Consider the following 13980-nt stretch of genomic DNA (forward strand, 5'->3'; position numbering starts at 1 on the left):
ACGTTGTTCATGGCAATGATCTCCGATGAGCCCCCGGTGAAAGCTTAGTGGGCGATCACAGGGGGGGAGGCGGGGGTAGCCATTTCATTAGGTTTCCGGTCGATTACATAAAGTGTGTACGACACAAAACCTGTGGGAGCGAGGCTTGCCCGCGAAGGCGTCCTCCCCGTCGCAAAAAATTTCACCACGCAAAAATCCCGCACGAAAGCCTCTACCTCAAGCCTCTCCTCCCCAATCGAATTGCTGAATGACAACTCAAAACAAATTTTTTCGAAAATTTATCTTGCGCACTAAATATTAGCGAGCTACATTCACCTCGCACTTACTTAGCGCGCAAACATTTAGCGCAAAAATATCAAACCCAAACGAGGCTCACACCATGCAAACTCTCTACACCGCAATCGCAACCTCCACCGGCGGCCGTGACGGTCGTGCGATCTCCAGCGACAACGTGCTCGACGTCAAACTTGCCACCCCGAAAGAACTTGGTGGCGCAGGCGGCGCGGCAACCAACCCGGAACAACTGTTCGCCGCGGGCTACTCCGCCTGCTTTATCGGTGCGCTGAAATTCGTCGCCAGCCAAAACAAACGCAAAATCCCCGACGATGCGTCGATCACCGCCCATGTCGGCATCGGCCAGATCCCTGGCGGCTTCGGTCTGGACATCGATCTGCACATCAGCTTGCCGGGTCTTGAGCAGGCTGACGCACAAAGCCTGGTCGAAGCTGCCCACCAGGTTTGCCCGTACTCCAATGCCACCCGTGGCAACGTCGATGTGCGCCTGCACGTTACCGTCTAACTGCTGACTCCAAGGCCTGACAGGAAATGAACATGAACACTTTCAGCAACGTCTTGACCGGTACCCTTCTCGCCCTGTCCATCAACAGTGCATTCGCAGGCAATGGGGTTGAACACAACACCCAGGCGTTCCTCGATGCACTGAACGCCGGCACCGGCAAACCGATTGAACAGCTCACGCCTGCCGATGCCCGTGCGGTGTTGGTGGGTGCGCAGGCCGGAGTGAAACTGACACTGCCCAAAGCCGATGTCAGCGAGAAGACTATCCAGGTCGACGGCCAACCGATCAGCCTGACCATCGTTCGGCCGGCGGGGGTCAAAGGCGAGCTGCCAGTGTTCATGTTCTTCCATGGCGGTGGTTGGGTGCTGGGGGATTTCCCGACCCACGAACGGCTGGTTCGGGACCTGGTAACAGGTTCGGGCGCGGCGGCAGTATTCGTCAATTACACCCCTTCGCCAGAGGCGCATTACCCGGTGGCGATCAATCAAGCGTATGCCGCGACGAAGTGGGTGGCCGAGCACGGTAAAGAAATCAACGTCGATGGCAAACGTCTGGCCGTGGCCGGCAACAGCGTCGGTGGCAACATGGCAGCCGTGGTTGCGCTGATGGCCAAAGACAAAGGCACGCCAGCGATCAGGTATCAGGTGTTGTTGTGGCCGGTGACTGACGCCAGCTTCGAAACGGCGTCTTACAACCAGTTCGCCGAGGGGCACTTCCTCACCAAAAACATGATGAAGTGGTTCTGGGACAACTACACAACCGATGCCAGACAACGGAACGAGATTTACGCCTCACCGTTGCGGGCAACCACCGCGCAACTCAAGGGCTTGCCACCTGCGCTGGTGCAGACGGCCAGCGCCGATGTCCTGCGCGATGAGGGTGAAGCCTATGCCCGCAAACTCGACGACGCGGGTGTGCCGGTCACAGCAGTGCGCTACAACGGCATGATCCACGACTACGGTTTGCTCAACGTAGTGAGCCAGGTGCCCGCAGTGCGTTCGGCAATGCTGCAGGCCTCTGAAGAGCTCAAGCAACATTTGAAATAAAGCAAAAAGATCGCAGCCTCGTTTCACTCGACAGCTCCTACAGGGGGAATACAAAACCCATGTAGAGCTGTCGAGTGAAACGAGGCTGCGATCTATTGATCCTGATCTTCGGTCACAAAAAAGCCCGACTCAATGGTCGGGCTTTTTCATTCCTCAAGCGGTGCTTATTTAGCACGGCCTTTGTAGGAACCGCCTTCGCGGGTATCGATTTCGATCATGTCGCCGATTTCGATGAAGTCAGCAACCGACAGCTCGGTACCGTTCTTCAGTTTGGCAGGCTTCATCACCTTGCCGGAAGTGTCACCGCGAGCGGAACCTTCGGTGTAGTCAACCTGACGCACGATAGTGGTCGGCAGCTCTACGGAAACCAGACGGTCTTCGAAGAACACGGCTTCACAGACGTCGGTCATGCCTTCTTCGATGAACGGCAGAACGCTTTCGATGTCTTCAGCGTTCAGCTCGTACATGGTGTAGTCAGTGGTGTCCATAAACGTGTAGGAGTCGCCACTGATGAAGGACAGGGTCGCTTCTTTGCGGTCGAGGATCACGTCGTCCAGTTTGTCGTCGGCGCTGTAAACGGTTTCGGTCTTGTAACCGGTCAGCAGGTTCTTCAGCTTGGTCTTCATGATCGCGCTGTTACGACCCGACTTGGTGAATTCAGCTTTCTGAACCAGCCAAGGATCGTTGTCGATACGGATCACGGTACCGGGTTTGAGTTCTTTACCAGTTTTCATTGCGAATATCCGAATTTGGATGGGATTTACAAAAATCTAGGCCGCGTATCATATCCAATTTAGGTAAAACTGTACCAGCGCTGCGGCAAGATCTGCCTGCAAGGCTTGTTCCAGACACCATGTCTCGGCATGTTTTTCCAGTTCAGGCCAGTGTTTGCGGGTTGATTTCCAATGATCGGTCATTGTCTCACCTGCATTCCACGCCCGCCATAGACCGCTGATCGCCTCGCGAGCGGGCCCGGACAGGCCTTGGGTGTAGAGGGTCAGGAAGGCGTCGAGCTTATCCAGGTGAATGTCTTCGTCCTGGCGATAGATGTGCCAGAGCAGCGGACGGCCAGCCCATTGGGCGCGGATGAAGGAGTCTTCGCCACGCACAGCGTTAAAATCGCAGCTCCACAGCAACAGGTCATATTGATCCTGTCGGACGAATGGCAGCACTTGCACGGTCAACGCGTCACGTACATGCACCGCCCCGGCCGTCAGCCTGTCCACCTTAAGCCAGCGTTCGACGTCGCCGAGAATCCGCCCTTCGGGGACCAGCAGATGAGTCGGCGTCGAGTCGGCCGCCATCGTGTCGAGCCAACTGGCCAACCCGGGATTTTCGTAGGCAAACAGCGAGATCAGTTGTGCATTCGGCGCACGATCAATTCCCAGGCCTTGCAGGAATTCTCGCTGCGCTTGCGGGCTTTGTTGAAACTGCCGACGCCGCTCGAGTAATCCCCTTTCACGCAACAAGCCACCAGTGCCCTTGCGAAAGCCCGGGAAGAAAAAGAACTTCTGCACGTTCTTGTACTTCACCGACGGCAAGCCGTGACAGCCGACGACCCAGTCTTCGGCACTCAAGTAATCGAGGTTCATCCACAGCGGCGGTTTTTCCCGTGCGGCCATGGCCTCCATATAGGCACTTGGCAACTGGCACGCGAAGGCGGCGATGACGACATCGGCGGCTTCGGTGGGCTGCCAGTCCCCCGACCACTGTCGCACCTCGACGCCCTGCTGCCACTGCTGCGCAGCGTTGATGTCGATGTCTGGACACAAACGCTCGAAGGCCCGCAGGTCATCGACCCACAAACGCACCGCCATTGAATGTTCGGCCACCAGTTGTCGGGCCAGGCGCCAGGTCACACCGATGTCGCCGAAGTTGTCGACCACGGTGCAAAAAATATCCCAGCGCCAGCGGTTTTTCACTTGAGGCATTTCAGGCATTCCAGGCTCCCGTTGGCAAAGGCGCCGATTGTCCGCATAAATTACTCCGCGCAGAAGAGCCGACGGCGATTAATCTTCATGCGACAATCGCCACTTGCCCGCGACCACCCGCCAGGAGGCAGTCATGCCCTACCGCCCCAACCCGCGCCGTCCCTTACCGATTCAGTTCAGTGCGCTGCAACTGACCGGCAGTATTGCCCTCGGTCTGTGGCTGGGATTCATCGCGATCGCACTGACTTGCTGGCTCGCCGGGCGTCTGTTGTTCAATGAGCAATTGGCATCCGTGACCCAGGCGGTGGAACAACTGGCCAAGCCACCGGTGGTTGAGCAACCCACCTCGCAGAACCCGATGTTCGAACAGTACGAGGACCACCTGCGCAGGAATGAACAGCAGCAAATGGTGGAACAGGCCCGAAGCAGCAAAAACAACCTGTCCAATCCAAAATGCCAGTTCTGGCTGCAGCAGAATCAAACGGCGCCGAGCGAAAAAAGCCGCGCCAACGTCCTGCAATTCTGCGACTGATCAAGAAGCTCTCCATGCACAAGCCGACCGTCCACCAACTGATTATCGACAAGCTGCGGATCGATCTCGATATCGCCGAACGCGCCGCGCAAACCGCCTACGAAACCGCGACCCACGAAGAAAACATAGCCGAAAACAAGTACGACACGCTGGGGCTGGAGGCGTCTTACCTGGCGGCCGGACAGGCTAGACGAGTGGAAGAAATCCGTCAGTCATTGACCCTTTGCCAGAACCTGACATTACGACCTTATGACGATCAGCGCGGCATCGAAATCGGTGCCCTGCTCGGCCTGGAAGACGAAAAGGGTCGCGAACAATGGCTGTTCCTGGCCCCCGACGCGGCCGGGCTGAAGATCGATCTGGTGGGGCAATTGATTACCGTCATCACCCCTCGCTCGCCGCTGGGCAAAAGCCTGCTGGGCAAGTTCGAAGGGGATGAAGTGGAGGTTCTGGTGGCGGGCACTCGGCAACAGTTTTCTGTCACCGAGGTCATGTAGAAAAAACGATTAATGCACCGGCAGTTCGACGCCGTCGAACAGCTCTTCCAGTTCCTGTTTGTTGTGGCACTGAATGGCCTTGGCCATGACTTCGCGGGTCAGGTGTGGCGCGAACTTCTCGATGAAGTCGCACATGAAGCCACGCAGGAAGGTGCCGCGACGGAAACCGATCTTGGTAATGCTGGATTCGAACAATTCGCTGGCATCGAGCACCACCAGGTCGCTATCGAGCTTGGGGTCGACCGCCATTTTTGCCACGATGCCCACGCCCAGGCCCAGACGCACGTAAGTCTTGATCACGTCGGCGTCGGCGGCGGTGAACACCACTTTGGGTGTCAGGCCGCGATGGCTGAAAGCTTCGTCGAGTTTCGAACGACCGGTGAAACCGAACACGTACGTCACGATCGGGTATTCGGCCAGGGCTTCGAGGGTCAGCTTCGACAGCTTGGTCAGCGGGTGGCCCTGAGGCACGACCACGCAGCGGTTCCAGCGGTAGCACGGCATCATCACCAGGTCGCCGAACAATTCCAGCGCTTCGGTGGCGATGGCGAAATCGACGGTGCCGTCAGCGGCCATCTCGGCAATCTGCATCGGCGAACCCTGGTGCATGTGCAGGGCAACGTCCGGGTATTGCTTGATGAAATTGCTGATCACCGGTGGCAACGCATAACGTGCCTGGGTGTGCGTGGTGGCGATCGACAAGGTGCCTTTTTTCTCGTTGGAAAATTCCTGGGCGATCTGTTTGATGCTTTCAACTTTGCGCAGGATTTCGCCGGCGGTGGTGATGATGCGCTCGCCGGCCGGGGTAACCCGGGTCAGGTGCTTGCCGCTACGGGCGAAAACCTCGACCCCCAATTCGTCTTCCAGCAGGCGGATCTGTTTGCTGATGCCCGGTTGCGAGGTGTAAAGGCTTTGGGCTGTAGCTGAAACGTTGAGGTCGTGGTGCGCCACTTCCCAGATGTAGCGCAATTGTTGGAGCTTCATATGAATCCCTCAAAGCAGGTAGACGCCACGGGCATCAGCGACGATATATAACTATATTAATGGTTTGATTAATAAATCTAGAACTTTTTATCAAAACGCCATTATTCGTGTCCTAGCGATCCCCTTTGCGGCGACGCTCCATCAGCGGCACCAGATAGACCGGCACTCGAGACAGTTGCAACACGCGCGCAGCGGTTCGGCCCAATGGCGTTTCCGCGCCAGCACCATGACTGTGACTCCCTACGATCAGCAAATCGACGGAGAGTTTCTGCGCCTGGTCGAGAATCACCTGCGACGGATCACCCTGCAGCACGCGCACTGCCTTAATCCGTTCCAGGTCCTGCTCCCCATCCCCTCCCAACTCTTCGCGAAAGCTGTCGAGCACCCGCTGCTCGATATTGGCAATCACCGTATTCAGGCCCTGACTGTGAAACTCGTTCAAGGCCTGCTCATCGAGGTAACTCTGAAGCACCGATTCGGCGAACAAACCCATCGGCTCAACCGCATGCACTACATACAAATCGGCGTTGAATGTTCGAGCCAGTGCCAACGCATGCTGCATCACAAAAGGTGCGTACAGACCGAGGTCGGTGGCATACAGCATCGAATGAATCATAGGGACCTCCTTTAATGCCAACACGGCGGAGATTGATTCAGCTTAGCAGTGCCGTGGCGAGTGCGACGCTCGGTGCAGTGCATTGGACCGCAGCGCTTTAAATCGACGACTCGTTACTGATGCCATGCGGCACGTGACCGGTAGCAACCACTTCGCGGGCCAGCTCGCAATGGCCGGCCTGGTCATCGAAAAAAACGTCGGCGGCAAAGGCTTCGAGAAAAGCTGATTTGGTCAACCCTCCAAGGAACAGCGATTCGTCCAGACGGATGTCCCATTCGCGCAAGGTGCGGATCACCCGTTCATGGGCCGGCGCCGAGCGCGCGGTTACCAAGGCGGTGCGGATCGGACAGGCCTCCTCGGGAAACTCGCGTTGCAGCAGATTGAGCGCCGCGAGAAAGCCTTTGAACGGCCCGCCGCGCAAAGGCTCGCGGGCCGCCTTACGCTCGCTGGCCTGAAACGCTGCAAGGCCTCCCGACTGATAGACCCGCTCCGACTCATCGGAAAACAGCACCGCGTCACCGTCGAACGCGATACGCAATTCATCGCTGGCAGCACGACTGGCACCGCCCGACAGAATAGTCGCTGCTGCGAAACCGGCATCCAGCGCACTGCGCACATCGTCGGAATGGGTCGAAAGAAACAGGTCACAACCAAAGGCTTTGAGGTAGGGATAAGGACTGCGCCCGCCGACAAATGCCGCACGGGAAATCGCCAGGCCATAATGATGAATCGAATTGAAAACCCGCAGGCCGGTGTCGGCGCTGTTGCGCGACACCAGGACTACCTCGACCCGTGCACGGCCAAGACTGGCGTTCAGGTTCAAGAGTTTTTCGACTAACGGGAACGCGTCGCCAGGCTCGAGAATTTCGTCTTCGTGTTCGATCTGATATTGCCGATAGGCCTCGACGCCGCTCGACAGATAAACCTTGTGGCTCTCGCTCAAGTCGAACAGCGCTCGCGAAGAAATCGCCAGCACCAGTTTGTCGTCTATGCCATTGGCCATGCCCTTCCCCTAATGCTCAATCAGTTAAAGCCGCAATGCTATCGAGGCTGCGTTCGGCTGCGAAGCAGTCGTGAATCCGGCCGACGGTCTGCCGGATGGTCTGGTTTTACGACTGCTTCGCAGCCGAACGCAGGCTTCGCCAGCTGCTACAAGAAGGTGCTATTGCTGAACTCCTTTGGCCGACTCAGTGATTACGTCGGTCGATGAAACTCAAGCTGCGATACAACGCCTCGATGCGCGGTAATTCACATCCCGCGGCCTTCGCCGCTGCCAGTGGCCGAGTGTAGATGGCATCCAGTTCCAGCGGTCGCTTGTGCAGGAAGTCGTGGTACATGCTCGGCCAGTAGTCGGGCATTTTCTCAGTCATCATGAACAGATAATCGGCGTAACCGGGCGGCATCTCGTGACCGCAGGCCTGGGCCCCTTGAACCACTTCGGCCATCAGGGCCTGAATCAGCGCGCGGCTGTCGGCATCCGCCATTAACGGCGTGGTGCTGGCGCCGAGCAGAACCGACAGGCCGTTGTAGGGGATATTCCAGACCAGTTTCTGCCAACGCGCCTGATGCAGGTTCGCCATGGCCTGAGCGTCGATGCCGGCGGCGCGGAACAGCCCGGCGCCCTCCTCGACAATGTGCATGCGCGCCTGTTCATCGGCGACGGGGCCACTGTGGTAGCCAAGGTTCACCGCACCGAGCGCCTGATGGGTAATGACCCCTGGGCCGGCGCGATGGACGCAAATCAGACAGAGCCCGCCCAGCAGGTGCAGCGAGTCGGGGAGCAACTCGCGCAGACAGTCTTCAACGTCCAGGCCATTTTGCAGCAACAGCACTTTGGCACCCGGTGCCGCGGCTTGAATAATGGCGGGGGCCAGGTCCGTGTTACTGGTGGTCTTTGCGCCCACCAGTAACCAGTCGCACGGCGGCATGTCGGCAGCCGACGAATAAGCCTGGACCGGGTTCAGGAGCAGCGGCCCCAACGACGCATGATCAAGTTGCAAGCCGCGCTCAGACACCGCTGCAAATTCACTGCGCAACAGGAAATGCACATCGAAGCCAGCACGCGCGAGCATCAGCCCGTAGAAACCACCGATCGCGCCGGTTCCGATAATGCCGATGGTCGGTTTGGTTCCTGTCTCAGTCATGGCAATTCCTCTGCTGGTCGATTCAACGCCTGCCCCACGGCTTCGTTGAGCGCTGTGCGGGTCAAACGCGACTGTAGTGCCCCGAAGAATTCACCGTCGCGCACTACAAACAGCGCCGGCAAATGAAAGACCCGATAACGCTCGACCACTCCGCCATTGTTCCCGGCATCGATCCAGCACAGTCGATCGACCGCCAGATCGAGCATGGGCAATTGCTCACGGGCAAAACGGCAACTCGCGCAACCGACGCTGGTAAAGATCACCAGGGAAACGCCGTTCATCGCCAATAGCCGTTGGTCGGCGTCGAAATCGGTCAGTTCCGATTCGACCACTATACTGGGAGAAACGATGTCAGATGGCCGACACAGGGAGTCCGTGTTCATGGGACGTTATCTTCCTCATCCTGACGATGTACCCGTCGAATTAACGTTGCTCAAACGTGAGTGCATTTCGCGACAACAGCTGCACACTATCAGCCTCGGCGGCATGGCTTGCAATTACCACCGCGGATGGCGAAGGGGCACCGCACTTCAAGTGCGCATGCCGACCCTGAGCACCACGATCTGTTACCTGGGCTATGTGGCCTGGTGTCTGCGACGAAAACGCAGCTATCTGGTGGGCATCGCCTTCGTTGATGAACAGACCCTGTTCAGCGCGCGAATGGGCGAGCAGGTTTGCCAGATCGAACGTTACTGCCGTCAGCACGAACCCCAAAGCGAACAGCTGAATAACCAGACCCTGGCCCTCGAATGGGTCCAACTGCACGCCAACGAGTTCTCCCACGACACGGTTCGCAAGGCATTTGCATAAGTAATGCTGGATTAAACCGGTGTCTGCCCATTGTCGAGCCACGGTGTAACGCGCTAAGGTTCGGCTCCCCGACGCGCTTAATTTGCTGTGCTCCGCCGCGCGGGTTCGCTGGCGGCCGGCACCTGTGACCTGACGAGTAAACGATGGCTGATTTACCGATCAACGACCTTAACGTCGCCTCCAACGAGACCCTGATCACTCCCGATCAGCTCAAGCGTGATATCCCTCTGAGCGACGCTGCCTTGCGCACCGTCACCAAGGGCCGCGAAGTCATTCGCAACATTCTTGATGGCACCGACCACCGCCTGTTCGTCGTGATCGGGCCGTGCTCGATCCATGACATCAAGGCTGCCCACGAATACGCCGAACGTCTGAAAGCGCTTGCGGCGGAAGTGTCCGATACCTTGTATCTGGTCATGCGCGTGTACTTCGAGAAGCCACGCACCACCGTAGGCTGGAAAGGCCTGATCAACGACCCATACCTGGATGACTCGTTCAAGATTCAGGATGGCTTGCACATTGGTCGTCAGTTGTTGCTGGACCTGGCCGAAATGGGCCTGCCGACCGCAACCGAAGCCCTCGACCCGATCTCCCCGCAATACTTGCAGGACCTGATCAGCTGGTCGGCGATCGGTGCACGCACCACCGAATCCCAGACTCACCGGGAAATGGCGTCCGGCCTGTCCTCGGCTGTCGGCTTCAAGAACGGCACCGATGGCGGCCTGACCGTGGCCATCAATGCCTTGCAATCGGTCTCCAGCCCGCACCGCTTCCTGGGCATCAACCAGGAAGGTGGCGTGTCGATCGTCACTACCAAGGGCAACGCCTACGGTCACGTGGTGTTGCGCGGCGGTAATGGCAAACCGAACTATGATTCGGTCAGCGTCGCGCTCTGCGAGCAAGCGCTGAACAAGGCGAAGATCAAGCCGAACATCATGGTCGATTGCAGCCACGCCAACTCCAACAAGGACCCGGCCCTGCAACCGCTGGTGATGGAGAACGTCGCCAACCAGATCCTCGAAGGCAACCAGTCGATCATCGGCCTGATGGTCGAAAGTCACCTGAACTGGGGCTGCCAGGCGATCCCCAAAGACCTCGCCGACCTGCAATACGGTGTGTCGATCACCGATGCCTGCATCGACTGGACCGCCACCGAAAACACCTTGCGCAGCATGCACGCCAAGCTCAAGGATGTATTGCCGAAACGCGATCGCACCTGATCGCCGTTTCACCCATAAAAAACGCCAGGCTTTAACCTGGCGTTTTTTTTATGCGTCCGTTTTGATCACAGCTTGGCGGCATGCCGCTGGTGACGCTCCATGTAGCGCTCCACATAGGAACACGATGGAATGACTGTGTAGCCCATTTCCTCGGCGTACTGCAGTGCCTGCTCGGTCAACGCCGCCGCGATGCCGCGACCACGCAGCGCATTGGGCACAAAGGTACGATAAATATCCAGGGTCTGTTTCCCCAGATCCATATAGGTCAGGTAGGCACGATAACCGTCCACAGTGGTCTCGAATTGATGACCAGCCTGGTCATGGTGGATGGACAACGCCTCGCTCATCACTACTCCTCGCGGGTCTTTGATTCTGACCCCTACCTTACCGATGTTTTTCCGGCGAAGGAACATCTACGCCACCCTGTGCCTGAATGGACACCGAGAGAGCAACACCAATCTCGCGCAACCGAGCACGTATCAAATAGTAGGCACCATTGGCAGAAATGCTCAAGGGACGCTCGTCATGCTGGCTGGCGGATGTTGCTGGGTAATGCAGGGGCGGCCCGACCGGAATCTTCCCGAGTCCGGGCCTGAACATTGCCGGATATTGAGACTTGAGACGAGCGCCCTTTGTTTAAGTCACCTCAACATGGATAAAGATATGAGAGCCGCTGCGCAAAATTCGAACAAAAGTGTGGACGATTCCATCTAGACGGACTTTAGTGGTGACTGAAAAACAGCTGTGCGCTGAGGAACTTTCCTTTGGCGGATCGCTCTGTTCGGGCCTCGCAGCTGGATATTTTTTATACAATGCAGTTAAAAGTTGATCGAAAAAGAATCAACGCCTACAATTTTTTTTGCTTCTTGCTCTACGTCAGTTTACTTACTACAAGTAATGGGTAGTATGTACGCCGGCTATTTCCTCACTCTGAGGAGACAGCTACTTAATAGAAAGTCCTTGAAGGGGAACACGATGAACAACGTTCTGAAATTCTCTGCTCTGGCTCTGGCCGCAGTTCTGGCTACCGGTTGCAGCAGCGTATCGAAAGAAACCGAAGCACGTCTGACTGCTACTGAAGACGCAGCAGCTCGCTCCCAGGCTCGTGCAGACGAAGCTTACCGTAAAGCTGATGAAGCTCTGGCTGCTGCTCAAAAAGCACAACAGACTGCTGACGAAGCTAACGAGCGTGCTCTGCGCATGCTGGAAAAAGCTAGCCGCAAGTAATAGTCCTTCGGGATTGTTATCAAGCCGACCCATTTTTTGGGTCGGCTTTTTTATGGGCTGACGTTTGTGCAGGCCATAAAAAACCCGCCGACGCGGCCTGCGTCGGCGGGTTGCTTTAAAGCGAAAGCTTTACTGCTGCAGGTCGATCGGCGCACTCGTGACCATCGACGCCGACGCATTCGGCACGGCGATTTCCACCGGCAGGCCATCTTCAGCGGCAACCACGTCACGCACCACATCCCAGTTCATGCGCAAGTTGTTGGTGATGTCCTCACGCTTGAGCATCGCATTGATCACTGCGGTGTGCTTGTCGACCACCGAAGGATTGCCCGAATCGTCCAGCGGTGTGTGCGCTTCCAGATAAACCTTGCCGGCGCTGAGGCCGAACTTGTAGGGATCGTTGATGATCCGCACCGACGTCCCGACCGGCACCATGCTGGCCATTTCCAGCACGTTGTTGTTGAACATGCGGAAGCAACCGTGGCTGGTGCGCATGCCGATACCGAATTTCTTGTTCGAACCGTGGATCAGGTAGCCCGGAGTGCCAAGAGTGAACTTGAACGGCCCCAGCGGGTTGTCTGGGCCGGCTGGCACTACGTTCGGCAGCGGATCGCCATCGGCGGCGTGCTCGGCCTTGATCGACGCTGGAGGCGTCCAGGTCGGGTTCGGCGTCTTGGCGATGATGCTGGTGTGGGCGATCGGCGAGCCCCAGCCTTCACGACCGATACCCAGCGGGAAGGTGTACACCACGTCCCGGCCTTTCGGGAAATAGTAGAGACGGTATTCAGCCAGGTTGATGACGATGCCTTCACGGGGGCCCGGCGGCAGGATGAAACGCGTCGGCAAGACGATTTCGGTCCCGGCGCCCGGCAGCCATGGATCGACTCCAGGGTTGGCCGCGACCATTTCCGAATAGCCCAGATCGTAGGTGGTGCCAAGGTCGGCGAAGGTGTCTTCGTACTTGGCCTTGATCACTTGCACCTGACCGATGATGTCTTCACCGGCAGGTGGCAGGGGTAGCTCCAATGCTGCTACCGGACCCGCGACACAGAGGGCGGCAAGAGACAGGCAGCGGGTGACGGCGGGAAAGCGCGGCAACATCCGGAAAATCCTTCGCATGATCGACAAGGGTATAAAAACAGGATTGTACACCGCTGCCCGTTATTTCGGGGAGACGTAAAGACCTGTGGTTGAGGGTAAGCCCCTTACCACAGGGATCTACAGCTCGAACCGCAACTCAGGCCAGATCGGCGAGGTGCCGCGTTTTTGCGACTCCAGAATGGCCCGGCACAGCGAGCACAGACGCTGGTCCTGGAACACGGTACGGTCGACGCTCGACCAGCGCGGTTGCGCCGGCAACAGGCTGCCGCACAAGGTTCGGTCCACCGAGCCGCCCAATTCCAGCTGACGAGTCACCAGATGCACCCGCACTTCCTGGCAGGCAAACAGATCCAGCTGTTCGTCAGGCTCGATCAGTTGGTAGGCAAAAAGGGACCAGGCAGGACGCGGCATCGGGGGCTCCAAATCGGGGGCGCCACCTTAGCCGAAACACCGCCGCTAGAAAAGCGTCAAAGCAGCGGTTTCAGTGTCGGCCAGACATTTTCCAGCAACTTGTCCTGAGCCGCCGCGGTCGGGTGCAGGCCGTCGCCTTGCATCAGGTCTGGATGACCGCCCACGCCGTCGAGAAAAAACGGCACCAGCGGGATTTTTTTCTCATCGGCCACCTTGGTGAAAACCTCGGCAAAGGCCTGGGTGTAACGCGCACCGTAATTGGGCGGCAACTGCATGCCCAGCAGCAGCACCTTGGCACCACTGGCGCGGGAGCTGTCGATCATCGACGCAAGATTTTGTTGCAATTGTATTGGCAGCATTCCCCGCAACCCATCGTTGCCCCCCAACTCGAGGATAACCAGCTCGGGCTTATGCTCTGCAAGCAGCGCCGGCAGGCGCGCCCGGCCTCCGGCGCTGGTGTCGCCGCTGATGGATGCATTGACCACCCTATCGTCGAAACCTTCGCGCTTGAGCCGTTGCTCAAGCAATGACACCCACCCCAAGCGGGTATCCAGGCCGAAACCGGCGCTGATACTATCGCCAACGATCAGGACTGTACCCGCCGCTGCGCTCTGGGCCATGCACATCAAGGCCAGGCCAGCACTCAAAAACCACACACGCAT

Annotated in this window: 18 protein-coding genes; 7 read left to right on the forward strand and 11 right to left on the reverse strand. The window is 57.8% G+C overall.

Going from position 1 to position 13980, the window contains the following annotated elements; genetic code table 11:
* Positions 1–379: 379 nt before the first annotated feature.
* Together FHW68_RS23650 and FHW68_RS23655 are read left to right on the forward strand one after the other, a co-directional pair.
* A complete protein-coding gene (locus FHW68_RS23650) occupies positions 380–799 on the forward strand; it encodes an organic hydroperoxide resistance protein (RefSeq protein ID WP_183683370.1) in 420 nt (139 codons plus the stop codon).
* A 32-nt stretch (positions 800–831) separates the two neighbouring features.
* Entirely contained in the window at positions 832–1845 is a 1014-nt protein-coding gene (locus FHW68_RS23655; protein WP_183683372.1) for an alpha/beta hydrolase, read from the forward strand.
* A gap of 164 nt (positions 1846–2009) precedes the next feature.
* Here the strand turns inward: FHW68_RS23655 and FHW68_RS23660 are convergent, their stop codons facing one another.
* Entirely contained in the window at positions 2010–2579 is a 570-nt protein-coding gene (locus FHW68_RS23660) for an elongation factor P (protein ID WP_095634698.1), read from the reverse strand.
* Positions 2580–2627: 48 nt separating this feature from the next.
* Positions 2628–3785 (reverse strand): elongation factor P maturation arginine rhamnosyltransferase EarP, encoded by a 1158-nt coding sequence (earP, locus tag FHW68_RS23665; RefSeq protein WP_260296803.1) that lies wholly within the window; start codon positions 3783–3785, stop codon positions 2628–2630.
* A 124-nt stretch (positions 3786–3909) separates the two neighbouring features.
* Here earP and FHW68_RS23670 point away from each other — a divergent pair, with 124 nt between their 5' ends.
* Positions 3910–4308 (forward strand): hypothetical protein, encoded by a 399-nt coding sequence (locus FHW68_RS23670; RefSeq protein WP_183683374.1) that lies wholly within the window; start codon positions 3910–3912, stop codon positions 4306–4308.
* A 14-nt stretch (positions 4309–4322) separates the two neighbouring features.
* Positions 4323–4805 carry a GreA/GreB family elongation factor gene (locus FHW68_RS23675; RefSeq protein ID WP_183683376.1) on the forward strand — a complete coding sequence of 161 codons (483 nt, stop codon included), beginning with the start codon at positions 4323–4325 and terminating at the stop codon, positions 4803–4805.
* 9 nt (positions 4806–4814) lie between these two features.
* Here FHW68_RS23675 and cysB read toward each other — a convergent pair whose 3' ends face one another.
* From cysB to FHW68_RS23700, 5 genes are all read right to left on the reverse strand, one after another.
* Complete coding sequence (gene cysB, locus FHW68_RS23680) at positions 4815–5789, reverse strand: HTH-type transcriptional regulator CysB (protein WP_008023282.1); 975 nt, start codon at positions 5787–5789, stop codon at positions 4815–4817.
* Positions 5790–5901: 112 nt separating this feature from the next.
* The gene (locus FHW68_RS23685) at positions 5902–6405 is read right to left on the reverse strand and encodes a universal stress protein (protein ID WP_183683378.1); all 504 of its coding nucleotides are present in this window, start codon (positions 6403–6405) and stop codon (positions 5902–5904) included.
* Positions 6406–6502: 97 nt separating this feature from the next.
* Positions 6503–7408 carry a 5'-nucleotidase gene (locus tag FHW68_RS23690; protein WP_095634703.1) on the reverse strand — a complete coding sequence of 302 codons (906 nt, stop codon included), beginning with the start codon at positions 7406–7408 and terminating at the stop codon, positions 6503–6505.
* A gap of 184 nt (positions 7409–7592) precedes the next feature.
* Positions 7593–8549, reverse strand: coding sequence for a putative 2-dehydropantoate 2-reductase (locus tag FHW68_RS23695; protein ID WP_183683380.1), 957 nt, complete (start codon positions 8547–8549; stop codon positions 7593–7595).
* On the reverse strand, positions 8546–8932 hold the full coding sequence (locus FHW68_RS23700) for a co-chaperone YbbN (protein ID WP_095634706.1): 387 nt from the start codon (positions 8930–8932) through the stop codon (positions 8546–8548). The genes FHW68_RS23695 and FHW68_RS23700 overlap by 4 nt, the downstream gene beginning before the upstream one ends.
* On the opposite strand from FHW68_RS23700, the gene FHW68_RS23705 reads away from it, so the two are divergent.
* Together FHW68_RS23705 and FHW68_RS23710 are read left to right on the forward strand one after the other, a co-directional pair.
* Positions 8931–9359: a PilZ domain-containing protein gene (locus FHW68_RS23705; protein ID WP_095634707.1), complete on the forward strand. Its 429-nt coding sequence runs from the start codon at positions 8931–8933 to the stop codon at positions 9357–9359. The two genes, FHW68_RS23700 and FHW68_RS23705, sit on opposite strands and share 2 nt — an antisense overlap.
* 143 nt (positions 9360–9502) lie before the next feature.
* On the forward strand, positions 9503–10579 hold the full coding sequence (locus tag FHW68_RS23710) for a 3-deoxy-7-phosphoheptulonate synthase (RefSeq protein ID WP_095634708.1): 1077 nt from the start codon (positions 9503–9505) through the stop codon (positions 10577–10579).
* Between the two features lie 65 nt (positions 10580–10644).
* Here FHW68_RS23710 and FHW68_RS23715 read toward each other — a convergent pair whose 3' ends face one another.
* Positions 10645–10926, reverse strand: coding sequence for a GNAT family N-acetyltransferase (locus FHW68_RS23715; RefSeq protein ID WP_030132333.1), 282 nt, complete (start codon positions 10924–10926; stop codon positions 10645–10647).
* 628 nt (positions 10927–11554) lie between these two features.
* Between FHW68_RS23715 and oprI the strand changes: the two genes are divergently transcribed.
* Positions 11555–11806: an outer membrane lipoprotei OprI gene (oprI, locus tag FHW68_RS23720; RefSeq protein WP_003172710.1), complete on the forward strand. Its 252-nt coding sequence runs from the start codon at positions 11555–11557 to the stop codon at positions 11804–11806.
* A 129-nt stretch (positions 11807–11935) separates the two neighbouring features.
* Here oprI and FHW68_RS23725 read toward each other — a convergent pair whose 3' ends face one another.
* From FHW68_RS23725 to FHW68_RS23735, 3 genes are all read right to left on the reverse strand, one after another.
* Complete coding sequence (locus FHW68_RS23725) at positions 11936–12907, reverse strand: L,D-transpeptidase family protein (RefSeq protein ID WP_095634709.1); 972 nt, start codon at positions 12905–12907, stop codon at positions 11936–11938.
* Positions 12908–13024: 117 nt separating this feature from the next.
* On the reverse strand, positions 13025–13318 hold the full coding sequence (locus tag FHW68_RS23730; RefSeq protein WP_008075246.1) for a hypothetical protein: 294 nt from the start codon (positions 13316–13318) through the stop codon (positions 13025–13027).
* A 56-nt stretch (positions 13319–13374) separates the two neighbouring features.
* Positions 13375–13980: an arylesterase gene (locus tag FHW68_RS23735; RefSeq protein WP_183683382.1), complete on the reverse strand. Its 606-nt coding sequence runs from the start codon at positions 13978–13980 to the stop codon at positions 13375–13377.

The sequence above is a fragment of the Pseudomonas sp. Tn43 genome (assembly GCF_014192635.1).
In the GTDB taxonomy this organism is placed as follows: Bacteria; Pseudomonadota; Gammaproteobacteria; order Pseudomonadales; family Pseudomonadaceae; genus Aquipseudomonas.

Coding starts and splice junctions, on each gene's coding strand:
- FHW68_RS23735 (WP_183683382.1), bottom strand. CDS start 13,980: ATGCGTGTGTGGTTTTTGAGTGCTGGCCTGGCCTTGATGTGCATGGCC.
- cysB (WP_008023282.1), bottom strand. CDS start 5,789: ATGAAGCTCCAACAATTGCGCTACATCTGGGAAGTGGCGCACCACGAC.
- FHW68_RS23705 (WP_095634707.1), top strand. CDS start 8,931: ATGGGACGTTATCTTCCTCATCCTGACGATGTACCCGTCGAATTAACG.
- FHW68_RS23700 (WP_095634706.1), bottom strand. CDS start 8,932: ATGAACACGGACTCCCTGTGTCGGCCATCTGACATCGTTTCTCCCAGT.
- FHW68_RS23690 (WP_095634703.1), bottom strand. CDS start 7,408: ATGGCCAATGGCATAGACGACAAACTGGTGCTGGCGATTTCTTCGCGA.
- FHW68_RS23660 (WP_095634698.1), bottom strand. CDS start 2,579: ATGAAAACTGGTAAAGAACTCAAACCCGGTACCGTGATCCGTATCGAC.
- FHW68_RS23710 (WP_095634708.1), top strand. CDS start 9,503: ATGGCTGATTTACCGATCAACGACCTTAACGTCGCCTCCAACGAGACC.
- FHW68_RS23715 (WP_030132333.1), bottom strand. CDS start 10,926: ATGAGCGAGGCGTTGTCCATCCACCATGACCAGGCTGGTCATCAATTC.
- FHW68_RS23685 (WP_183683378.1), bottom strand. CDS start 6,405: ATGATTCATTCGATGCTGTATGCCACCGACCTCGGTCTGTACGCACCT.
- FHW68_RS23655 (WP_183683372.1), top strand. CDS start 832: ATGAACACTTTCAGCAACGTCTTGACCGGTACCCTTCTCGCCCTGTCC.
- FHW68_RS23650 (WP_183683370.1), top strand. CDS start 380: ATGCAAACTCTCTACACCGCAATCGCAACCTCCACCGGCGGCCGTGAC.
- FHW68_RS23675 (WP_183683376.1), top strand. CDS start 4,323: ATGCACAAGCCGACCGTCCACCAACTGATTATCGACAAGCTGCGGATC.
- FHW68_RS23695 (WP_183683380.1), bottom strand. CDS start 8,549: ATGACTGAGACAGGAACCAAACCGACCATCGGCATTATCGGAACCGGC.
- earP (WP_260296803.1), bottom strand. CDS start 3,785: ATGCCTGAAATGCCTCAAGTGAAAAACCGCTGGCGCTGGGATATTTTT.
- FHW68_RS23725 (WP_095634709.1), bottom strand. CDS start 12,907: ATGTTGCCGCGCTTTCCCGCCGTCACCCGCTGCCTGTCTCTTGCCGCC.
- FHW68_RS23670 (WP_183683374.1), top strand. CDS start 3,910: ATGCCCTACCGCCCCAACCCGCGCCGTCCCTTACCGATTCAGTTCAGT.
- FHW68_RS23730 (WP_008075246.1), bottom strand. CDS start 13,318: ATGCCGCGTCCTGCCTGGTCCCTTTTTGCCTACCAACTGATCGAGCCT.
- oprI (WP_003172710.1), top strand. CDS start 11,555: ATGAACAACGTTCTGAAATTCTCTGCTCTGGCTCTGGCCGCAGTTCTG.